Origin of the sequence: Paenibacillus sp. Y5S-9 (genome assembly GCF_036894235.1) — a bacterium.
Taxonomy (GTDB): domain Bacteria; phylum Bacillota; class Bacilli; order Paenibacillales; family Paenibacillaceae; genus Paenibacillus.
Map to the genome: position 1 here is coordinate 1,524,387 of NZ_CP145887.1, position 21,261 is coordinate 1,545,647.

Annotated in this window: 19 protein-coding genes, 2 pseudogenes and 2 other annotated features; of the genes and pseudogenes, 17 read left to right on the forward strand and 4 right to left on the reverse strand. The window is 44.7% G+C overall.

Features of this window, described 5'->3' with window-relative positions:
* Window positions 1-113 precede the first annotated feature (113 nt).
* From tsaE to V6669_RS06690, 5 genes are all read left to right on the forward strand, one after another.
* The gene (gene tsaE / locus V6669_RS06670; RefSeq protein ID WP_338592012.1) at window positions 114-596 is read left to right on the forward strand and encodes a tRNA (adenosine(37)-N6)-threonylcarbamoyltransferase complex ATPase subunit type 1 TsaE; all 483 of its coding nucleotides are present in this window, start codon (window positions 114-116) and stop codon (window positions 594-596) included.
* A 2-nt stretch (window positions 597-598) separates the two neighbouring features.
* Window positions 599-1,447 (forward strand): tRNA (adenosine(37)-N6)-threonylcarbamoyltransferase complex dimerization subunit type 1 TsaB, encoded by an 849-nt coding sequence (gene tsaB, locus V6669_RS06675; RefSeq protein ID WP_338594867.1) that lies wholly within the window; start codon window positions 599-601, stop codon window positions 1,445-1,447.
* A gap of 18 nt (window positions 1,448-1,465) precedes the next feature.
* Complete coding sequence (gene rimI / locus V6669_RS06680) at window positions 1,466-1,987, forward strand: ribosomal protein S18-alanine N-acetyltransferase (protein ID WP_036668955.1); 522 nt, start codon at window positions 1,466-1,468, stop codon at window positions 1,985-1,987.
* Window positions 1,984-3,039 carry a tRNA (adenosine(37)-N6)-threonylcarbamoyltransferase complex transferase subunit TsaD gene (gene tsaD / locus V6669_RS06685; protein ID WP_338592017.1) on the forward strand — a complete coding sequence of 352 codons (1,056 nt, stop codon included), beginning with the start codon at window positions 1,984-1,986 and terminating at the stop codon, window positions 3,037-3,039. Before rimI ends, tsaD begins: the two co-directional genes overlap by 4 nt.
* A 91-nt stretch (window positions 3,040-3,130) precedes the next feature.
* Window positions 3,131-3,489 (forward strand) — a binding site (T-box leader).
* A gap of 67 nt (window positions 3,490-3,556) precedes the next feature.
* Window positions 3,557-3,896 (forward strand) — a binding site (T-box leader).
* Between the two features lie 331 nt (window positions 3,897-4,227).
* Window positions 4,228-5,787 (forward strand): 2-isopropylmalate synthase, encoded by a 1,560-nt coding sequence (locus tag V6669_RS06690; protein WP_338592020.1) that lies wholly within the window; start codon window positions 4,228-4,230, stop codon window positions 5,785-5,787.
* A 650-nt stretch (window positions 5,788-6,437) separates the two neighbouring features.
* Here V6669_RS06690 and V6669_RS06695 read toward each other — a convergent pair.
* Window positions 6,438-8,396: an ABC-F family ATP-binding cassette domain-containing protein gene (locus V6669_RS06695; protein WP_338592023.1), complete on the reverse strand. Its 1,959-nt coding sequence runs from the start codon at window positions 8,394-8,396 to the stop codon at window positions 6,438-6,440.
* A gap of 279 nt (window positions 8,397-8,675) precedes the next feature.
* Between V6669_RS06695 and V6669_RS06700 the strand changes: the two genes are divergently transcribed.
* The 9 genes and pseudogenes from V6669_RS06700 (at window position 8,676) to V6669_RS06740 (ending at window position 15,122) form a co-directional block, all read left to right on the forward strand.
* Complete coding sequence (locus tag V6669_RS06700; RefSeq protein ID WP_338592026.1) at window positions 8,676-9,314, forward strand: 5-formyltetrahydrofolate cyclo-ligase; 639 nt, start codon at window positions 8,676-8,678, stop codon at window positions 9,312-9,314.
* A 15-nt stretch (window positions 9,315-9,329) separates the two neighbouring features.
* The gene (gene moaC / locus V6669_RS06705) at window positions 9,330-9,833 is read left to right on the forward strand and encodes a cyclic pyranopterin monophosphate synthase MoaC (protein WP_223869015.1); all 504 of its coding nucleotides are present in this window, start codon (window positions 9,330-9,332) and stop codon (window positions 9,831-9,833) included.
* A 37-nt stretch (window positions 9,834-9,870) separates the two neighbouring features.
* Entirely contained in the window at window positions 9,871-10,356 is a 486-nt protein-coding gene (locus tag V6669_RS06710; protein WP_017690080.1) for a MogA/MoaB family molybdenum cofactor biosynthesis protein, read from the forward strand.
* Window positions 10,357-10,563: 207 nt separating this feature from the next.
* On the forward strand, window positions 10,564-10,812 hold the full coding sequence (gene tatA, locus V6669_RS06715) for a twin-arginine translocase TatA/TatE family subunit (protein ID WP_036668966.1): 249 nt from the start codon (window positions 10,564-10,566) through the stop codon (window positions 10,810-10,812).
* Between the two features lie 78 nt (window positions 10,813-10,890).
* The gene (gene tatC, locus V6669_RS06720; protein ID WP_192133095.1) at window positions 10,891-11,673 is read left to right on the forward strand and encodes a twin-arginine translocase subunit TatC; all 783 of its coding nucleotides are present in this window, start codon (window positions 10,891-10,893) and stop codon (window positions 11,671-11,673) included.
* Between the two features lie 400 nt (window positions 11,674-12,073).
* Entirely contained in the window at window positions 12,074-12,355 is a 282-nt protein-coding gene (gene groES, locus V6669_RS06725; RefSeq protein WP_017690077.1) for a co-chaperone GroES, read from the forward strand.
* 73 nt (window positions 12,356-12,428) lie between these two features.
* The gene (groL, locus tag V6669_RS06730; protein ID WP_036611259.1) at window positions 12,429-14,063 is read left to right on the forward strand and encodes a chaperonin GroEL; all 1,635 of its coding nucleotides are present in this window, start codon (window positions 12,429-12,431) and stop codon (window positions 14,061-14,063) included.
* A gap of 145 nt (window positions 14,064-14,208) precedes the next feature.
* Complete coding sequence (locus V6669_RS06735) at window positions 14,209-14,457, forward strand: site-specific integrase (RefSeq protein ID WP_338592045.1); 249 nt, start codon at window positions 14,209-14,211, stop codon at window positions 14,455-14,457.
* Between the two features lie 170 nt (window positions 14,458-14,627).
* A pseudogene (locus tag V6669_RS06740) lies at window positions 14,628-15,122 on the forward strand (site-specific integrase).
* Window positions 15,123-15,264: 142 nt separating this feature from the next.
* Here V6669_RS06740 and V6669_RS06745 read toward each other — a convergent pair.
* Window positions 15,265-16,662 carry a HEPN domain-containing protein gene (locus V6669_RS06745; RefSeq protein WP_338592047.1) on the reverse strand — a complete coding sequence of 466 codons (1,398 nt, stop codon included), beginning with the start codon at window positions 16,660-16,662 and terminating at the stop codon, window positions 15,265-15,267.
* A 1,105-nt stretch (window positions 16,663-17,767) separates the two neighbouring features.
* Here V6669_RS06745 and V6669_RS06750 point away from each other — a divergent pair.
* The 3 genes and pseudogenes from V6669_RS06750 to V6669_RS06760 all read left to right on the forward strand — a co-directional run.
* A pseudogene (locus V6669_RS06750) lies at window positions 17,768-17,959 on the forward strand (tyrosine-type recombinase/integrase); the annotation flags it as partial.
* Window positions 17,960-18,207: 248 nt separating this feature from the next.
* A complete protein-coding gene (locus V6669_RS06755) occupies window positions 18,208-19,008 on the forward strand; it encodes a hypothetical protein (RefSeq protein WP_338592050.1) in 801 nt (266 codons plus the stop codon).
* Window positions 18,978-19,343: a hypothetical protein gene (locus V6669_RS06760; protein ID WP_338592052.1), complete on the forward strand. Its 366-nt coding sequence runs from the start codon at window positions 18,978-18,980 to the stop codon at window positions 19,341-19,343. Before V6669_RS06755 ends, V6669_RS06760 begins: the two co-directional genes overlap by 31 nt.
* A 269-nt stretch (window positions 19,344-19,612) precedes the next feature.
* On the opposite strand, the gene V6669_RS06765 is transcribed toward V6669_RS06760, so the two are convergent.
* The gene (locus V6669_RS06765; RefSeq protein ID WP_338592054.1) at window positions 19,613-19,975 is read right to left on the reverse strand and encodes a hypothetical protein; all 363 of its coding nucleotides are present in this window, start codon (window positions 19,973-19,975) and stop codon (window positions 19,613-19,615) included.
* Window positions 19,976-20,686: 711 nt separating this feature from the next.
* Window positions 20,687-21,043 carry a helix-turn-helix transcriptional regulator gene (locus V6669_RS06770; protein ID WP_338592057.1) on the reverse strand — a complete coding sequence of 119 codons (357 nt, stop codon included), beginning with the start codon at window positions 21,041-21,043 and terminating at the stop codon, window positions 20,687-20,689.
* Window positions 21,044-21,261 lie beyond the last annotated feature (218 nt).

The following is a 21,261-nucleotide window of genomic DNA, read 5'->3' on the forward strand; positions in this document are numbered from 1 at the left end:
TGCATGTTTATATTTCGGCTTGCCTCCTTGGATGTTGCGGGGGAAGAAAGGGACCGATATAATAAGGTTCAAAGTGAACTCAGGCGGCTAGACCGCCAAAGGTGGGGCGAATATTGAATCAGACGCACGAGCAGTGGGTGTATCACTCCCATGGCATTGCAGATACAGAAGCACTTGCTTCCGCACTCGCCAGACAGGCAAACGCCGGTATGGTGATTGCTTTGGATGGTGATTTGGGCGCGGGAAAAACGGCATTTTCACAGAAATTTGCCTGGCATTTGGGTGTACGTGATGTGGTAAGCAGTCCCACATTCACGCTAATCAAGGAGTACGAAGGGCACCTGCCTTTATATCACATGGATGTATATCGCATTTCGCTGGAAGAAGCGGATGAGCTTGGACTTGATGAATATTTCTATGGAGCCGGAGTCAGTCTGGTGGAGTGGTCAAGTATCATTCCCGAATTGCTGCCGCAAGAGCATTTGCATGTGCAGATTGAAACAACGGGCCTGGAGGATCGAACGATTACACTGGATGGGTACGGCGAGATTTATGCAGCCATGTGCCGACAGTTCAGACAGAATGGAGTCAAATGATGATGGAAGATTTACAAAAAGAGCCGCGTCAGCGGTTTTTGGCGTTGGATACATCCACCGCAGTGATGGCAGCAGCGATGATGGAAGGTCATGCGCTACTGGAAGAACGCAATGAACGGGCTGAGCGCAACCATTCGGTACATGTTGTACCGGTGATGGAGCAGCTGCTGGCCGCCAGCAACACACAGCCTGAGCAACTTGACGGCATTGCCGTTGGCGTTGGCCCAGGCTCGTACACGGGCATCCGCATTGCGGTGACCGCGGCGAAGACACTGGCCTGGGCATGGGACATCCCCGTAGCCGGGGTGTCCAGCCTTCAGGCCATCGCCTGGGGCGGCTGGCACAGCGGCCTCGCCGCCAAGGCGGAAGCTGCGGCAGAGGATGCCGCAGCAGGGGCTGGCGGAACGCCATCCGCGGACCAGGGCAGCACAGGTGCTGCCCCTGTCCACTGGATCGTTCCGCTTGTGGATGCACGGCGCGGTCAAGCGTGCACCGCGCTGTTTGCCTCCGCCGGGAGCGATGCGCCCCGGCGTCTGGCGCCTGATGCCATCCGCAAGATGGACGGATGGCTGGAAGCCCTCGCCGCCCGCATGGCGGAGGCGGCGCCGGAAGAGCGGCCCGCAGCCGTCTGGATCGTCGGCGAGACGGGCCCTCATGCTGCGGCAGCGGCGGAGCTTCGCTGCCCCGCAGGAACGGCGCTCCAGCTCGTACCTTATGAGCTGGAAGGCCGCTGGGTTGGGCGCCTTGGCGCCGCCGCGCTGCTTGCAGGTCAGCGTGATGACGTGCATGCGCTGGTGCCGAACTACACTCAGCTCTCTGAAGCGGAAGCCAATCTTCTGCGCAAAAGCTGAAGGGGGAGGGGAAAGCAGATGGACAACGTGGCGAATAATAAGCAGGAAGCAACGCTTCAGTTCAGGTTCATGACACTCGCGGATATTCCCGATGTGATGGAGATTGAACATGAGGCCTTTACCCTGCCCTGGACGGAAGAAGCATTTCAAAATGAATTGACACACAATCATTTTGCTAAATATATGGTGATGGAATTGGAAGGCAAAGCCATTGGTTATGCCGGGATGTGGACGATTATGGATGAAGCCCATATTACCAATATTGCAGTCAGAGGCGCGTATCGTGGACGCAAGCTTGGTGAAAAGTTACTGGATGAATTAATGAGTACAGCGGCTTATCTCGGGATGGAACGAATGACGCTGGAGGTCAGAGTTTCGAACAGCATAGCTCAGCGTTTATATCAGAAAAAAGGGTTTGAATCGGCAGGTCTTCGTAAAGGGTATTACTCCGATAATGGGGAAGATGCGATGATTATGTGGGCGAACTTGCCGTCTGCAGGCCGGAGCGGCGAAGAGGAAGGAAGCGTACTGGATTCATGAACGAACTCAATGAAAAAATAAATTCTGCACCATCATACATTTTGGCGGTGGAGACAAGCTGTGATGAGACATCGGTAGCTGTAGTTAAGGACGGACGGGAAGTGCTGTCCAATCTGATCTCAAGTCAGATCGAGACGCACAAGGCATTCGGCGGCGTTGTACCTGAAGTGGCTTCACGCAAACACGTTGAAGTCATTACGTTGATGCTGGAACAGGCGATCGAGCAGTCCGGCATTCGTCCGCGTGATCTGAGTGCGATTGCTGTGACGCAAGGCCCGGGACTGGTTGGGGCATTGCTGGTAGGCATCGTTGCGGCCAAAACGCTGGCGATGGCACTGGGCAAACCGCTTATTGGTACACATCATATTGCCGGGCATATCTATGCCAACCGACTTACTCATGAACTGAAATATCCAGCGATGGCATTAGTCGTATCCGGTGGACATACAGAACTCGTGCATATGGAATCCGAAGGCAAGTTCAAACTGATTGGTCGTACGCGAGATGATGCCGTAGGTGAGGCGTATGACAAAGTAGCACGTGCACTGGGTTGTCCTTATCCGGGAGGTCCGCATGTGGACCGGATGGCGTCTGAAGCGGAGAACGTGGTGCCACTACCACGGGTATGGCTGGAAGCAGGTTCGTATGATTTCAGTCTCAGTGGCCTGAAGTCTGCTGTACTGAATGCGCTCAATCAGGCTAAAATGCGCGGAGAAACCTTGGAGCCGTCTGCGGTTGCACGTGGTTTCCAGGAATCTGTCGTAGAAGTGCTGGTGGAGAAAGCGGTAAGAGCAGTTCGTGAGTATGGTTCACGTCAACTGTTATTATGCGGTGGTGTTGCAGCTAACCGGGGGTTACGCTCGGCATTACAGGAGCGATGTACGAAGGAAGGGCTTGAACTGTTAATCCCGCCAATGGAATATTGTACAGATAATGCGGCCATGATTGGAGCGGCTGCGTATCTGAAATGGCAGCGGGGAGAAATTGCTGAATTTGATGCCAAAGCTGATCCTGGACTTTCTCTGGAGGAATGGTCCGTTCAATCTGTATAGTAAGGCAGTTTGAGATTAAGAGTTGACAGCTGGGATGTAAAGAATGTATATTTAGTTACAAATTTAAACAGGAATTCAGATTCCTGAACTGATAAACGCGATGAACAGGAATAGTAAGGTCAATCCCGGTCTTAGAGAGCTGCGGTATGGTGCAACGCAGTCGAAGGAAACCTGAAACTCACCTGGAAGCGGAACGATGGAACACGGTGACTCCCCGGGAGAATCCGAAGGCCGATTATGGCCCAAAGTACATGGTTACGGGTTGCCTCCGTGAATGGGCCGTTGTCGGTAGGACCGTTATTATAAGGATCAACTGACGATAACTGAGGGGGCTTTCAGGCTGCTTCAAGTGATCCGGATATGCGAAAGCATTCAGGGGTTGTCTTGAATGAACAGGAAGGAAGTCAACAAGAGTGGTACCGCGAAGGTGAACAGCCTGTCGTCTCTTGCATTATTGCATGAGGTGGCAGGCTTTTTTTGATTTTCAAAATAAGGATGAATGAAGTTAGGTCATATTATAAATGTGATGAACGGGAGCAGTAGAACGATAAAGCGCTCAGAGAGCTGCGGGGTGGTGCGACGCAGTGGCTGGAATCATTCGAATCTCGCCCGGGAACGGAGCTGTGGAAGCGTGGGGACGATATCAATCGCCCAGTTGTCCTGATGGACAACAACATGTGTTACATAGCAACGGTTAACCCCCGTTATAGGGTGTTTCTCCGAATTCCAGTGGTGTCGTGTGCACATGCACAATCCATTGGATCTCGGAGACGACGAGGTGGATGGAGTCTGGCGCAAGCCTGGCCCATCAAGCAAGAGTGGTACCGCGGAGGGGATAATAACCCGCCGTCTCTTATATGAGATGGCGGGTTATTTGTGTTTGCTGCCGGCAGCAGGGTGGGCATGGGAAGAACCATATGGAGATTGAAAAGTCAGAAGGTCAGGGTGTAAGTCGACGTACACTCTGTTATGAGGGTAAGCAGTATATGCAACGAGTAATGAACATCGAACATCAAGTATAGGCACTAAAAATTCAACAGGCTTTAATGATTACCAAGGACTAAGCTACAAACAACATACGCGTTTACAAACAAAATATATAACAACAGTGACGGCGATTAGCGGGTGTTCTGTGGCTCATGGATCGTAACGAAAATATTTATAAAAATTTGATGGAGGTTGATGGACATGACAACAACTAATAACAAACGCATGATTGAGATTTTTGATACAACGCTGCGCGATGGAGAACAGGCACCAGGAGCAAGTCTGCAACCCGAGCAAAAGATTGAACTGGCACACCAACTGGCTTCTCTGGGTATCGACGTCATTGAGCCTGGATTCCCGATCTCCAGTCCAGGTGAGTTCGCGGCGGTTCAGGCGATTTCGAGACAGTTGCAGAACGTGGAGATCTGTGGATTCGCGCGGGCGGTCAAAGGGGATATCGATGCTGCAGTTCAAGCAACAGCGGATGCAGCACGGCGCCGAATTCACCTGTTTATCTCTTCTTCGGATATTCATATTGAGCATCAGCTGCGTCGTCCACGTAGTGAAGTAGTGGCTACGGCCCGTGAGATGGTGTCTTATGCACGACAGTTCACGGACATCGTAGAGTTCACAGCCATGGACGCTGCTCGCACCAAGATGGATGATCTGATTGAAATGGTTGAAGTCGCCATTGAAGCAGGGGCCACCATTATCAATCTGCCGGATACCGTTGGTTATGCTCTGCCACATGAGTATGGCGAGATGTTCCGCCGGGTACGTGAGGGTGCAAGAGGTGGCGATCAGGTTCGCTATAGTGCCCACTGTCACAATGATCTGGGCCTGGCCGTAGCCAATAGCTTGGCTGCGATTGCCAATGGAGCTACCCAGATTGAAGTGACCATCAATGGTATCGGAGAACGGACGGGGAACTGTGCACTGGAAGAGCTGATTATGGCGCTGGAGACTCGGGGAGACGCAATTGGTGCAACGACGAACATTAAGCTGAATCAGCTGTATGAGACTTCACGTCAGATTAGCCGGGCGATGCACTTCCCGATTGCGTACAACAAACCGGTGGTGGGACGTAATGCGTTCCAGCATGAATCTGGCATCCATCAGGATGGCCTGCTGAAGAATCGGAGCACCTATGAGATTATGGACCCGGAAGCGCTGGGTATCCCGCGCAGCATGATTATTCTGGGCAAACACTCCGGTCGTCACGCCCTGAAGGATCGGGTTCGCAAATATGGTTTTGAGCCGGATGAGCAACAGATGGAGCAATTGTATGAGGTGTTCAAAGAAACCGCAGACCAGCAAAAAGTGGTCAGTGATGACCAGTTATTACAGATGGTTAGCCAGACCATGAATATTCCTGCACAGGACTATGAACTGGTTGAATTGCAGGTGACGGCGGGCAGCATGACGGATCGAATGGCCGCTGTACGTATTCGCACAAGCGCTGGAGAACAATCTTACTCCGCTGTTGGCGGTGGACCCGTGGATGCGACCATTCGTGCGATTGGTCAGAGCATTTCCGATGATATTGCATTTGTTGATATGGAGATGCATGCATTGAGTGGGGGAGAAGGTGCAAGTGCAGAAGCTGTAGTTACCGTGGAGCGTGCAGGGCGTGAGTTCCGGGGGACGGCAACACATAATGATATCGTCATGGCTGCCGGTCTTGCTTATGTAGCGGCTTGTAATGCTGCTGGGCTGAAGGCGGAATCTTCCGAACATCATGAACAAGAAGCACATGCGTAAAACATCTTTGCCAGATCGCATCTACAGCGACAATAGTAGCAATTGCAATTCGATGTAAATATGCATGGCATATAGTAAATAAATGACGGGCAGGCCTTGAACAACAAAGGTCTGCTTTTGTCTTATTATGGAGGTGCATTGAGTAGCAGGAGAATACATTTGTCAAGGTGTGACTATAGTTATCCACATATCCAGTGTAATTTGTGGGTAACTACCGCAAAGTCAAACCAGTATAGTTTTCGAAAGGAAAAGGGTTTAGGGGATAGAATGACTCCTTACTATCCACAAAGTTGTGGATAAAGTGGATAACTTGGTGGATAAATATGGTTTTTGTGTGTAAAAGGCTATTCTACCGCTGTATAATTAAGCTTATTAATGTGCTTGCTATCTTGCTTTCTTGTGGATAAGTGTGAGGAAAAGGGGGATAAAAATATTTCTCTTCATTCGAGTAAATTTGACAAAAGCCAAAACAGCTTCCTAACCTTCGTAGGTTAGAGTTCAATCTCAAGGAACATACAGAACATAAGGTGCATGGCTTCAATACTCGTCCTCAACAAACAAAAAGCTGATCCCAATAAGGAATCAGCCGGTGGTACAACTATACTTGTATTGGAGTGATCAAGCCATGGTCTGAGTCTGTACTATTCGTACTATTCCATAGCTAGTTCTTCCCAGTCCTCGTATGCCTTGGTGAGTTCTGCTTTGTGTTCCTCCGATTGTTGCTGGAGTTCTTGCAGCTTCATGTAATCCTGATAGATTTCAGGCAGAGCCATCTGTGACTCAAGCTCTGTAATCTTCGTTTCCAACTCCGCAATCTGTTGTTCCAGAGCTTCTTGCTTGCGTTGCCGGTTACGCTCTTCACGCTTCGCCTGTTTTTCCGCTTCGAATGAAGCCGCTCCGGATTTTTCGGTTGTGACTGTGTTCAGATCGGATTTGGACGAGTTCTTGGCTGAAGCCTGACGTGCCTCAGCAGCTTCACGTGCGATGTCCTCAAGCTCCTGTTTTTTCTCCACATAATCATCATAATTACCGAGATAGTGCTCCGTGCCGCCTGGATGAAGCTCGACTATCCGTTCAGCCATTTTATTGAGGAAGTACCGGTCATGGGAGATGAACAGCAGGGTGCCTTCATAATCCATTAATGCCGCTTCCAGCACTTCTTTGGCAAACAGGTCGAGATGGTTCGTAGGCTCATCCAGAATGAGCATGTTGGCTTCCTTCAGCATCAGCTTGGAGAGAGACACACGTGCCTTCTCACCCCCGCTGAGGGAGGAGATCTTCTTGAGTACATCGTCACCGCTGAACAAAAAGTTCCCCAGTACGGTCCGAATGCGTGCTTCTTCCATCCCGGGATAGGCACTCCACAGTTCTTCCAGAACCGTGTTGGACGGATTGAGGCCAGTCTGTTCCTGATCATAATAGCCAATCTGCACTTTTGTTCCCCATTGGATATCTCCATGTACCGGACGTAAACTTCCGGTCAGACACTTCAGCATGGTGGATTTACCAATACCGTTTGGTCCAATCAGAGCAACGGTTTCCCCGCGCCGCAGATCGAAGGATACGTTGCGGAACAATGGAGAAGCCTCATCATAAGCGACAGACAGCTGATCCACTCGAAGCACTTCCTTGCCGGACATAACGGCGGTTTCGAAGGAGAAATGGGCTTTTTTCAGATCTCCCATCGGTTTATCAAGCCGCTCCATTTTGTCGAGGGCTTTGCGGCGGCTTTGCGCCCGTTTGGTTGTCGAAGCACGTACGATATTTTTCTGAACAAAATCTTCCATCTTGGAGATTTCGCCCTGTTGTTTCTCATATTGCTTCATCTGAGTTTCATATTCGGCAGCTTTGAGTTCCATATAACGGCTGTAATTGCCCGTATATTTTTTGGAGCGGTGCCGTTCGATCTCAACGATGGTCGTTACGAGTCGATCAAGGAAGTACCGGTCATGGGATACCACGAGCAGTGCGCCTGAATAACCCCTTAGATAATCTTCCAACCAAGTAAGGGTGGCGATATCGAGATAGTTGGTAGGCTCGTCCAGCATGAGCAGATCAGGTGCCTGAAGCAAAATACGAGCTAGCGCAAGGCGTGTCTTCTGCCCGCCGCTCAGAGTAGCTATGGGGGTGTCTGGCGAAAATTCGCCGAATCCCATCCCGTGCAGTACGCTGCGAATGCGGGTTTCCATCTCATAACCGCCATGGTCCTTGAACCAGTCGGAGCGTTTCGCATAACGTTCCAGCAGGTCCGCGTACTTTTTCTCGTCATCCATCTGGGCAGGGTCGGCAATGTCGCGTTCCATCTGACGCAAATCGGCTTCAGCCTGTGTCAGGTGAGCAAACACGTTCATCATTTCTTCCCAGATGGTGCGGTCGGATTGCAGCCCGCTGTTCTGAGCCAGGTAACCGAGCGTCGTTTCTTTGGATTTGAAAATCTGTCCCCCGTCATAGGACATTTCACCCGCCACAATTTTGAGCAAAGTGGATTTTCCTGCACCGTTTACACCAACGAGGCCGATGCGCTCGCGTTCTAATATTTGTAAGTTCACGCCGTCCAGGATTGGATCGACACCAAAACGTTTGATAATTCCGGATACTTGCAGCAGCATAAAATTAAGTTCCTCCATAGGTCCAGTTCTTGATATGACAACTATATCCCAGTTTACATGAAATACAGAGCAATTGCACCGATTGGGAACGCATGGGGCATGTAGTCTTTTTGATCAATCAATGATAAACTGAAAGAAGGCATGTTATTACATGAGGATTTTGCAGAAAATGAATCATTTTAACCATTTCAACAAGATGACAACTGGTCATAACATATAAATTGTTTTTAATGAGAGCTTTTTTCTACCTTCCCTATCAACAGGAGGTTATTCAAGGATATGCAGGATCATGCGGAACTGAAAAGTCAGCTTCGATCCAGACTCAGACAGAGCCGTGATTTGATGGATGCAAGCATGCGTCAGCAGGCAATGACTAAGATTAACGCTGGAGTGAAGCGGGAGCTGGAGCGCCTTAGACAGGCCAAGAGTAAGGTCGTGAACAGACCACTCGTTATATTCAGTTATTTGTCCTATGGAAGCGAAGCATCTACAGCTTTTCTGTTTCAAGAGGGCTGGAAACATGGAGATGTGATGCTTGCACCAAAAGTATTGGCGAATCCACCCCGAATGGAGCTACGGCGAGTGACCGGAGAACGTGATCTGGAGCCAGGCATATGGGGGATACCGGAACCCAAGGATTCCTGTGAAGTCCTGACGCCTGAAGATTGGCCGGATATCGATCTCATTCTGGTACCTGGGCTTGGTTATGATCTTCATGGAGGGCGTATTGGTTATGGTGGCGGTTATTATGATCGTTTTGCCGAGACGCTTGCAGCAACATGTGCGATGACGGGTAAGAAACCGTTGATGGCTGCGATGGTATTGCCGGGTCAGCTACAAGAGGAGATCCCGATGGACCTGCTCGATCTGCGGATTGATCTGTTGATAACAACCGAAGGTATATTACATATCGAATAAAGGGTTGTGATGTGATTGAGTTCAGAAGTGAACAACGGCCAGGCTTCCGGTGGCAAACTGACCCATTTTAATGAACAGGGGCGGGCCCGGATGGTTGATATTTCGGGTAAGGAAATTACCGTACGTACGGCTGTGGCCGTAACCAAAGTGACGATGAATCCAGATACACTGGAAGCGATTCGGGAGGGCCGAATCGGCAAAGGTGATGTTCTGGCTGTGGCTCAGATTGCCGGGATTCAAGGCGCGAAGAAAACGTCGGACTGGATTCCGATGTGCCATCCGCTGGCACTGACGGGTGTGGATATTCGTTTTCATGATAACGGAGTGGATGAATTACACATTGAAGTTACTGTCAAAACCGAAGGCAAAACGGGTGTTGAGATGGAGGCGCTCACGGCTGCCTCAGCTGCAGCACTGACGGTCTATGACATGTGCAAGGCCATGCAAAAAGATATGATTATCGGTCCAACCATGCTGAATTCCAAGAGTGGTGGCAAAAACGGTGATTACAGCCGATAGGCAATATTTATTTTCATAGAGGAGAAGGGTGATCTTTATGGTGTGGAGAACAGCAATCCTGACAGCCAGTGACAAAGGAGCCCGCGGGGAACGTGAGGATACGAGTGCACAAGTCATTCGGGAGCTGGTGGAAGAAGAGCTGGGTGGTCAAATCGTGGAGTACCGTATCGTTCCGGATGAACCCGATGAGATTATTGCGGCTTTGATTGAGATGACGGATTATTTTCACGCCGATCTGGTGCTGACTACCGGTGGCACGGAGCTGGCCATTCGTGATATTACTCCGGAAGCGACCCGGCGCGTAATTGAGCGGGAAGTTCCCGGGATGGCAGAGGCCATGCGGTACAGTGTAATGAGCAAAAACCGTTCTGCAATGCTGTTCCGTGGGGTATGTGGCATTCGTGGACGCACGCTGATTGTTAATCTGCCAGGTACACCAAAGGGTGTGCACGAACATCTGGCTGCCATTATGGATCAGCTTCCGGAAGCGCTGCTGATGGTTACGGGTCAGTTCAAGCAATAATCGAGCATGGACTCTGGGCAAGATATCCGATTCGCCATGACTGTTGTTAGATTGTTCTAGTGACATCTCTTATTTGTGAATTTTGCGGGTTATGTAAGTGGTTACATCTATGGTATGATGGGCTTAAATTAAGAACGCAGCAGAGACATCTATGAACATCTGGCCGAGTATGCGCATCTTCGAAGCTTGAGACGAGGAGGAATATCAATGTTTAGTTCCATTGGACCAACGGGTTTTATTTTGCTGGCCGTGATTGCATTGTTGTTGTTTGGACCCAACAAACTTCCGGAACTGGGACGTGCAGTTGGGCGTACCTTCCGTGAATTCAAAGAGGGCGCTCGCGAGATTATCTCTGAGGATGACTCGTCCAATCGCAAAGAGCAGGAGAAGGCGAAACCGCTGGCGGCTGAGAGCACACCTGCAGACAAGCCTGCTGATAAACGCCTGCCGGAATAATCTTGACGGCAATGAAAGAGAAATCCCTTCCTGCCGGAAGGGTTTTGTATTTTAAGCTGGCAATAATGGGGGGCAGGCATGACGCAGCAAATGGAAGAAATGTCGATTACGGAACATCTGAGTGAGCTGCGGAAGCGGCTGATCTACGTATTAAGTATTTTTGTGCTGGGACTGATTGCAGGATTTTTTGTGGCGGACCCGGTATACCAATATCTGACCAAGGCAGAGTCGGCAAAAGGTTTTGTGTTACATGCCTTCTCGTTCTGGGACGGGATTGGCATCTACATGAAGATTGCCGGTTTGTTTTCACTTATTATTACGCTGCCGTTTACGGTGTATCAGATCTGGAAGTTTGTTAGCCCAGGGCTGAAACCGCGTGAGCGAAAAGCAACGCTGAAGTATGTGCCCTATGTGTTTCTTTTATTTCTGACAGGTATGGCTTTCTCGTATTATGTTATTTTTCCGATGGCACTCGCCTTCACAACAGCGATAACGGAGAAGATGGGACTTGTGGAGACCTACGGGATGAAGCAGTATTTCAGCTTCCTGTTTGGCATTGTGCTGCCTGTGTCCCTGTTATTTGAACTTCCTTTACTTATTATGTTTCTGACAGGACTGCGGATTCTGAATCCAATTCGTCTTCGCAAGATGCGCAGAGTTGCTTATTTTGTTCTGATCTTCATTGCAGTGGTCATTACACCTCCAGACTTTATATCTGATCTGCTGGTGATGATTCCTTTGCTCCTGTTATATGAGATCAGTGTGTTATTATCCGCAATCGTATATCGCAAGCAGCTTGCAGCCGATGAAGAGATCGAATCCCGCTACGTTCGTGCCGAGGATAAGAAACATGTGGGCTGAATGAGGATAAGCTGTAATGTGCCCGGAGAAGACGGTATGTTCTTATCCGGGCTATTTCTGTAGACTGCCGACCAACACGACAGGACAAGCAGGCATATTATGTTCAACAATGGATACAATGGGGAAGGGACTGTCCGCTAACGTTGCAGAAGGGCTAAACAATTTCGTAGAATAAGATTAGTGAATTGCAACATATAACCAGGCGCAGCGGGTGTAATTTGGTTATGTTCGTGTAAATTCAACGTAAATTCTCGCAGGAATTCGTCAAAAGGACTTGAAATCATGCTTCAAGTTGAGTATCATAAAGTTGGTTGTTAGCACTGAACACTGTCGAGTGCTAATACATATGGCTACAACCTACAATGTAACGTTATATAATTTCAAAAGGAGGCTATTTTTCATGATCAGACCTTTAGGTGAACGCGTATTGGTAGAACCACTGGAGCAAGAGCAAACAACTTCTTTCGGGATCGTACTCCCGGACTCCGCCAAAGAAAAACCGCAAGAGGGTAGAATCATTGCAGTTGGTGCTGGAGTATTGAAAGACGGCGTACGTGTAGCTCTGGAAGTGAAAGAAGGAGATCGCGTTATTTTCTCCAAATATGCCGGTACAGAAATCAAATTCGAAGGTAAAGAATATTTGATTATGAAAGAGAGCGATATTCACGCGATTCTCGACTAATTCAAATTTAATCGGATAACCGAACCATATAGCACGACCATTTTCCAACAAAAACTAGGGAGGTTTTCTTAACATGGCTAAAGACATTAAATTCAGTGAAGACGCTCGTCGCTCCATGCTTCGTGGTGTGGACGCATTGGCTAATGCAGTAAAAGTAACACTCGGTCCTAAAGGCCGCAACGTGGTTCTGGAGAAAAAATTCGGAAGCCCGCTCATCACTAACGATGGTGTAACCATTGCTAAAGAAATCGAACTGGAAGATGCATTCGAGAACATGGGTGCACAACTGGTTAAAGAAGTAGCAACGAAAACGAACGATGTTGCCGGTGACGGTACTACAACAGCAACTGTATTGGCACAAGCGCTGATCACAGAAGGTCTGAAAAACGTAACTGCAGGCGCTAGCCCAATCGGTATCCGTAAAGGGATCGACAAAGCGGTTAAAGCTGCGGTTGCTGAATTGCAATCCATCTCCAAACCAATCGATTCCAAACAATCCATCGCACAAGTTGCAGCAATCTCTGCAGCTGACGAAGAAGTAGGCGAATTGATCGCTGAAGCTATGGAAAAAGTAGGTAAAGATGGCGTAATCACAGTAGAAGAATCCAAAGGATTCGCTACAGAGCTTGAAGTGGTTGAAGGTATGCAATTCGACCGTGGATACATCTCTCCTTACATGATCACTGATACGGACAAAATGGAAGCTGTTTTGGACAATCCGTACATCTTGATCACTGACAAAAAAATCTCCAGCACGCAAGATATCTTGCCATTGCTTGAGAAAATCGTTCAACAAGGCAAACCGCTGGTATTGATCGCTGAAGATATCGAAGGCGAAGCACTGGCTATGCTGGTTGTGAACAAATTGCGTGGTACATTCAATGCTGTAGCTGTTAAAGCTCCAGGATTCGGTGACCGTCGTAAAGCAATGCTGCAAGACATCGCTGCCCTCACTGGTGGCCAATTGATCACGGAAGAACTGGGTCTGGACCTGAAATCCGCTGTTGTGGAACAACTGGGTACAGCTCGTCAAATCCGCGTAACAAAAGAAAACACAATCATCGTTGACGGTGCTGGTAACAAATCCGATATCGATGCACGTGTTAGCCAAATCCGTACACAACTGGAAGAAACAACTTCCGAGTTCGACAAAGAGAAACTGCAAGAGCGTCTGGCTAAATTGTCCGGCGGTGTAGCAGTAATCAAAGTTGGTGCGGCTACTGAAACAGAATTGAAAGAACGCAAACTTCGCATCGAAGATGCCCTGAACGCAACTCGCGCTGCGGTTGAAGAAGGTATCGTATCCGGTGGTGGTACAGCGCTCATGAACGTATATAGCGCGGTTGCGGCTGTAGCTCTGTCCGGTGACGAGCAAACAGGCGTAAACATCGTCCTGCGTGCTCTGGAAGCACCAATCCGCACAATCGCAGCTAACGCTGGCGAAGAAGGTTCCGTAATCGTGGAACGTCTGAAAAAAGAACAAACAGGAATCGGCTTCAACGCTGCAACTGGCGAGTGGGTTAACATGATCGAAGCTGGTATCGTTGACCCTGCGAAAGTAACTCGTTATGCATTGCAAAACGCGGCTTCCGTAGCAGCAATGTTCTTGACTACTGAAGCAGTTATCGCTGACAAACCAGAACCAGCAGGTGCTGGTGGCGGAATGCCTGATATGGGCGGTATGGGTGGAATGGGCGGCATGATGTAACAAAGGTGTAAAAACCTTTAAAGCATCATTTGCCTGGCAGAGTGAATTTTTGGTCAATTTGATTGAGGGTTTGTGAAGCAGTCACTGTTACAAATTATAATTGAACCAATGACCACTTCTTAATTTCTATTAAGGAGTGGTTTTTGTGTTGCTAAAGTTTACTTTTCAGGATTTCTTGGATGATCGTAAGTTTAAAAATACAACAAAAGTAAACATCCGTAATTATCAGACTATGCTAGGCGAATTTTTTGATTACTGCAATGAGAATCAGATTATGAATGTAGAGGATATTACGTCTTCAACCATTCGAAGTTATTTATTGAAATGCCAAGACAAAGGTAACAACGCAGGGACAATCAACACAAAACTGATGAGAACTAAGAGCATTTTTTAACTATATGGTTGAATGTGAAGTTGTTAAAGCCAGCCCAGCCAAGAAGATTAAGTTACTCAAAGAAGATGTAAAAGTTGAGGTGTTTAGTGACGAGCAGATCAATCAAATGTTGAACTTTTATCGAAGAAATTAAGCGGAGAGAGAAAAGCTACTGTGCTTATCGTGACTACATGATTATAGTAACCATACTCGGTACGGGGATTAGGCGTGGAGAGTTAATTGGATTAAAGTGGTCAGATATCGATTTTGAGAACCAAGCGATACCCGTCTTTGGGAAGACTAGAAGAAGAGAGACGTTGCCACTCACGAACAAGCTTACAAAGGAATTCTTGGCGTATAAGACCTATTGTAAATAGCATTGGGGCAGAGAGAGTGAGTACGTCTTCACAAAACGTGATTATACTAAGCTTACAGAGAATGCATTAATGCTTGTGTTTAAATATCTTCGTCAAAGGATGAATTTTCCGAATGTCCGAGTGTCACCGCATACATACAGACATACTTTCTGTCATAGACTTGCTATGTCAGGGATGAGTGCATTTGCCATTCAAAAGTTAATGAGACATCAAAATATATCCGTAACGATGAAATATGTGGCTATGTGGGGAAATGAGCTTAGGGAACAAAATGATAAGTTCAATCCATTGAATAATTTGAATATCTAAATTGAGTAAATATGCTTGTAGCCTTAAGATAAGTCCCCTTGAGGCTACAAGCAGTACGCCATTTTAACATTTTTCAAGTGAATGTTTTCATTCATCTGTTATGAAATACATACCCGCTTTTATTTTTTTGGTGTAGAAACAATTATTCAGGTGAGTCTGACAAGTAATCTGAAAGTTCTTTTAATGAATTGTCTTCATTCTTCAATATGATACCTATACTTCTAGAATATTTAATTATTTGAGTATTAACTGTTTCCTCATCAAAGCCAATTTCATGTAGTAGGCAAGCTAATGTAAGTATTTTAAGTTCTTGTGTTACGTTATGCAAATCCATTCTTTTTAAAGCTTTTTTCTCTGAATTAATATCATAATGAGTATAAAAATTTCGCGTATTAACTACTTTCTTAACAAAAATATCTTTTCCTTCTCCTAAATACTCTTCAATTAATGGGAAACCAGTCAGTAATTGATGGATTCGTTTTTTTAAAGATATTTCATTACTAAAATGAAGTTTGCTTTTTAACCATTCTAGATGCTCGTTACCATTAAGAGTTTCGTAAATTGAATCTAAGCGTTTTCTATGATCTTCTTTTGGGAATTCTGTACCTTCTCTAGTTCGTCTATGAAATACTTCTAAGGCATTGATTATATTTAGAAATTTCTTTTCAGGGATGAGTTGAGGTCTTTGTACAAGTTCTAAGAATAGACTAGATACAGGTTTTATGATTTCACCTTTTTCAAGCCAATTTAATATTAACTGACCAAACATATCTTTTACATCTGGATAAGTGAAGAGCATATCATAAGAGCTAATTTCTCTATCATCTTTACTTGAAAGTTTAAAATAAAGTTGAATTTGTTTGCCATTACTTATACCAGTCATTTTAGTAGGGAAAGCTAATTTCTGTTTCGTGATCATTGAGAGCGTAAAAAAGTTCTCAATATCATGGCTAAGCAAAAGATACTCTTCTAACTTTAAGGATTCTGATTCTATAAGAAAGGCAGTTTTTTGAACCATACTGACTTCACTTTGTACAATGTATTGAGTAGGTGGTGTTGCCTTAAAAGTGAGGGATAGACAATATTTTTCGGTTTTAAGAACTTCTATAGGCTTAGGTAATATGTAATTAATAACAATAGACTTTTCATCAAAGTTGGTTTCAAATCTAAATCCATGTCTCATAATCCAATCATTTAAGTTTGAATACTCAACTTCTAGAGTATCTATTTTTACTTCTTCCTTAGAATTAAAGTGGCATCCTTTAATAATTAAATTAGAATAATATTTGCTCGTGCTATTCTCAAGTTGAAATGGATTAAAGCTCAGTAGAAAACAATCCATCAACGTTACTAGTGTACCATCTCTTAATTCACCGATAATAACGAAAAAATCAGATTGATACTCTTCGGACTGAGGAAAGCATCCTTCAATTTCTAAAACTCCTCCACTCTCTTGAGAAAAACTAAAACTTCCTTTGATGCGTTCGTGAGGTCTATTAGCCCTAAAAAATATGCCTTTTTGTTGAGTTATTGTTTCCAATGTTCACAGCTCCTTTTTTCTTTATTTGTATTGTAAATATAAGGATATATATTCTGAAATGAAAAAACAATGTATATTTTTAAATGCATGTTTAGACGAAAAAAGGATGAAAACATAAACAAAAACGTTGTTAGGACTCGAAGAGTAAGTTAATAGGTGAGAGGGAATAATTGCACAAGACGTATGGGTTAGGATTAACCATTTTGCGCCTTGTTATGTTATTTTGTGAAAAATGATTGCAAGTTGCCGTTAAAATAACTTTCCATATTTAATAATTAGCTTATTTTCCAGTTTACATATTTTAAGCAGTATGACTGTAAAAAAAAGTAAAGTAACTTGTATAATTCTTTGGAAGGAAACGCCCTCAGCATTTTTCACAACTAAAGGAATGATGGTGCCTTAATATGAAAGTGCTTACAAATATAAATGATAACATATAGAAAAGGAGAAAATGTATTGAAGTGTACAAAAAAGAGACATATCAGTAGTAAAGAGATACATCTCAAGAAGGCGAAGGGATCACATTGGACGAAGAAAAACTAAGCCTTTTGTAAAGAGAAGCTAAAATCCATCCAGCTTCAACAAGACAAGCTTACGTTAACATCTAATGATTTGATGTTAACGCTAGTATTGCTTTTGAATTCGTGCAGGAATTCAATTTTCAGAGTAAAGGACAAGAGTAAAAAAACGTATTTTGGGAAGGAACATGGATTCAATAACTCTAGTGAGATGGCTGAAGCTTTGATAGCTTAAAGAGAATTTCCTGATAGAATGGTTTAGATGTTGCGAGTTGTACATTGCAAATGGCTTTAAGCTAGAACATAGACCTACTCTGGGCAGAATAGACCATGATCTTGGCTATACTTTAGAAAATTTTGAGGTGCAAGGGTATTCAATCAATACATCTTCGAGAATGAGAGAGCGTTCATCTATAGAATGTGTAGCTATCGTTGTGTTAAAGGCTTCAGAGAAACTGATTCTTTTGGAGTGTTCTAGCGCTAAGAATGCGATTCAAAGGATCAATGAAGTTTCTGATTTAGAACTAACAAGAAACATGCTAAAAGTAAATCTATCAAATGGGCAAAGGTTCAATAATGAAGAGTGTTCTGCCTTTGGAAAGCCTTCGTTAACAGTTCATTCTCTCAGACACTCCTTTGCAACACATTATCACCTTGAAAACAACGATGTACCTAGACTCAAGAACCAACTGGGGCATTCATCTATTCAAACAACGATGATATACACGCACTTAACTGATGAGGAGATGAGAAACGCAGTAGATAATATGGATCGTTGAAGCCGCATCAATAGCTGTTTTGATAACTGCAAAGCAATGATAGTGGGGCACACCAGCAATTATGGAACTTCCTTTTCCGGTAACCACGATCCACGATGAGCAACATAATAGTCTTATTCTCACCTAGATGATAGCGTTACCAAAATTAGAGTCTACATAGATGAAAAGGATACTATACGTATCGACTGGATTCATAAACAACATACAATTAATTATGTGAATATAATAAAAGGAGAAGAGTAAGCACAATGGCAATAGTAAACATAAATGCAAATAGTGCAAGTTACAACTATATTTCGGTTTCTGCTAGTTTCCAAACTGGTGGTGGACTAGCGAAATACTTTAGGTTTTTCAAGAATGGAGTAGGAAACTCAGGACTTGAAGCACTTAGTAGCCCAGTAGAATCGACAACAAAATACTGGACGTACTCAGGGCTATCAGAGAACACGTACTACAGTCTGAGCGTCACGTTCTATGACTCGAATAGGAATGTTCTTGGGAGCGCATCAACAGGTCAGAGGACTACTGTAGCGCCTGATACAACGCCACCAACAATCAATAATTGGTTCATGAATGGTAGTGCATCTAGAAACTCAATTCCAATGTATGCATCGGCATCAGACAACAGGGGAGTGAGTGGGTTCTACTTCTATCGAGAAGGAGTATATGATGGCTCTATGTATGGTTCAAGTGTTGGATATACATTTACAGGACTGAATCCTGGTACTAGATATTCTCTTGGGGTGAAGGCTTTCGATACCAGTGGGAACACATCGATTATGAGACAGTACGGAGCCACTACAGCGTATGATTATGCTCCAAGCATCTTATCTTGGTCTGTATCCAACACGGGCGTAAACACTGTTCAGATGTATTACTCAGCGTCAGATGATTATGGTGTAGGCTATGTACTATTTATGTCAATGGTGTTCAAACAGGGACGAGTTATAGTTCGAGTGGGTATTACACCTTTGCATCCTTGCAAGCAGATACGAATTATACGCTGGGGATCAAAGCAGTGGATACAGCAGGACAGAGTTCTACAATAGGGACATCAGCTGTGAGGACAAAGAAGGCAAGACCAGCAAATTTTGAATGGGACACTGCCAAAAATGCAGGATCAGACTTCAATATTACTGCTGCGGAGTGGAATAGATTAACGTCGAAGGTGAATGAATTCAGGTTGTATAAGGGGATATCGAATTATACATTTACTAGAGCTGTTCAAGGCGCTGATTTTAAGGCGACCTACTATAATGATGTAATTAGTATCATTAATACTATGAGTCCAACAACGGCAATTCCAAGTAGTAAAATTGCTGGAGACAGCATTCTTGCAAGTGACATTAATCGTATTCGTAATTCAGTAAACTCAATAAGCTGAGTTTGTATGTTGGGAGCAACATTCTGATTGCGGTACTAACGTATGTAGATAAGAAGAAGAAATAACCCACTCACTGGTTAGCGCCTAAGTGTGGGTTATTTCTATCTCTACAAGATATTAAACGGAGATGGGAATCCCTACTCAATAAGAAACTGTGCAGAGAGACGGTTGGCGTACCGTATTACCTCTCTATTTGCAATTATATACCAAACATGCTGGGATTTGAACTCAACGGGTTTCTTTCGATTAAATAGTTTCCCGTCGATGACTTATTGAACAACAGGTGTAGAGTTATTCTGTTTATATTGGTTAAGTTTTATCTGTACTTTCAGAGCATTTCTTGCAGATAAACGTTCGTCGAGACCTTCCAACTTAGCATACATGCAATGTACTATTTTCTTGGTGTTCATTTCTTTTGGCAATTGTAGTAATCTTTTTCTCATGTCATAGCTATGAGAAACGAAGAACTTTCCATCTTGGTTTATTGAGACAATTATACCTGCCGTATTCGGCATTCTCCAGTAAGATTCCACTTGAAATGGCTTGCTAAATGGTAACTTGTCAGTAATGTCATGAAGCCGTGGCTCTAGCTCAGAAAACGTTAAATCAGTTTTTGTTGTGCTAATTTCCATTCAAATATGGCTCCTTTAAAGTTAGTTTCTTATGTTCCTCCTCTGAAATGAGGAGATGTTGGAAATGAAGATTACTTATCATTTCCTAAAAGTAGAATCTAGTTGAGGGGGATTAACGACTTCGCTTAGGTGAGGATTGAGAGAGTGCACTTGCGGCAAGAGATTTTGTCAATTTACTAGTGGACTTGCTTCTTAATGCCTTAGATGCTTTAGTAGCTACAGAAGATGATGTTACTTTTCTAGCGCTAGACTTAGCCATGAGTTCAACTCCAATCTGAAAATGGTATATACTGCATAATTACATATTATAATACTATATGTAGTATGTCAATTCGTATTTTATGTGTACATATTGTGTTTTGTATCTGGGGAAACAAACGGATGACTCATACTTTGGACTTGTTAATAGATGCAAATTTCAAACAATGACGAGTGAGGAGTTCAAACTTTAAAATTGTGATTTTAGGAAGTCGAGAACATTCCAGAATCCTTACGTTTCCACTGCCCTTTGATAAACATGTTGTAGACAACCTTCCTTCATTAAATATAGATTGGAATCATGTGACCAGTGGGAGGCAGTCAGAATTGAAAACGATATTTGATCCAACTAGAGCGCATCGTGAGCTGTCTGCTACTGAGGTTGATTGGCTGTTGGGAGAATGCAAATATCGAGGCTAAAAAGGAAAGCACATAGTCAAACGACCATGTGCTTTATCCATTCTTTTTGAAAGTTTGGATTATATCGTTCAGTACGCGATATACCATTTTGACTTCATCATCATTGCATAACTCTAACTGATTGTTTATCGCCGTTATTGTATCCTGTTTGTTAGTTTCTCCTTCAAGAACCAACGTGTCAGCGAAGTTTAATATTTGCATTGGATTAATTTCTAGCGCTTCGATAATCTTTCCCAGACTTTCTAAGGACATGTTGCGTCCTCCGCGTTCCAATGACGAAAGATAACTATAATGTAGGTTTGCTTTCTCTGCCAGTTGTTCTTGTGTCCAACCACACTGCTCATGTAAGGATCTGATCCTGTTTCCTACTGCTATAGAGAACTCTGACAAGCTAATAACCTCTATTTAAAGGCGGGTTAGCAAAAACATTTGAAACATAAAGAAGCTTTCCAAGTCCACTTTTATGTGGTGAGGGAGTGTCTGCTTCACTTTAAACCTACTTTGTGTTGAAGCTTTATCGTCAAAGCTGTAGAGTAGAATGTGAACTCCATCCCACAGAGTGTGAATGATAATATAAAGGAAGTTCTGAATCATAAAATCTTATTATG

Bases quoted from the DNA above. Each gene is read 5' to 3' on its own strand.
- tatC (WP_192133095.1), top strand. From the start codon at position 10,891: ATGACGCAGCAAATGGAAGAAATGTCGATTACGGAACATCTGAGTGAG.
- tsaD (WP_338592017.1), top strand. From the start codon at position 1,984: ATGAACGAACTCAATGAAAAAATAAATTCTGCACCATCATACATTTTG.
- V6669_RS06710 (WP_017690080.1), top strand. From the start codon at position 9,871: ATGGTGTGGAGAACAGCAATCCTGACAGCCAGTGACAAAGGAGCCCGC.
- rimI (WP_036668955.1), top strand. From the start codon at position 1,466: ATGGACAACGTGGCGAATAATAAGCAGGAAGCAACGCTTCAGTTCAGG.
- V6669_RS06765 (WP_338592054.1), bottom strand. From the start codon at position 19,975: ATGGAAATTAGCACAACAAAAACTGATTTAACGTTTTCTGAGCTAGAG.
- groES (WP_017690077.1), top strand. From the start codon at position 12,074: ATGATCAGACCTTTAGGTGAACGCGTATTGGTAGAACCACTGGAGCAA.
- groL (WP_036611259.1), top strand. From the start codon at position 12,429: ATGGCTAAAGACATTAAATTCAGTGAAGACGCTCGTCGCTCCATGCTT.
- V6669_RS06755 (WP_338592050.1), top strand. From the start codon at position 18,208: ATGGCAATAGTAAACATAAATGCAAATAGTGCAAGTTACAACTATATT.
- V6669_RS06695 (WP_338592023.1), bottom strand. From the start codon at position 8,396: ATGCTGCTGCAAGTATCCGGAATTATCAAACGTTTTGGTGTCGATCCA.
- V6669_RS06700 (WP_338592026.1), top strand. From the start codon at position 8,676: ATGCAGGATCATGCGGAACTGAAAAGTCAGCTTCGATCCAGACTCAGA.
- V6669_RS06690 (WP_338592020.1), top strand. From the start codon at position 4,228: ATGACAACAACTAATAACAAACGCATGATTGAGATTTTTGATACAACG.
- tatA (WP_036668966.1), top strand. From the start codon at position 10,564: ATGTTTAGTTCCATTGGACCAACGGGTTTTATTTTGCTGGCCGTGATT.
- tsaB (WP_338594867.1), top strand. From the start codon at position 599: ATGGAAGATTTACAAAAAGAGCCGCGTCAGCGGTTTTTGGCGTTGGAT.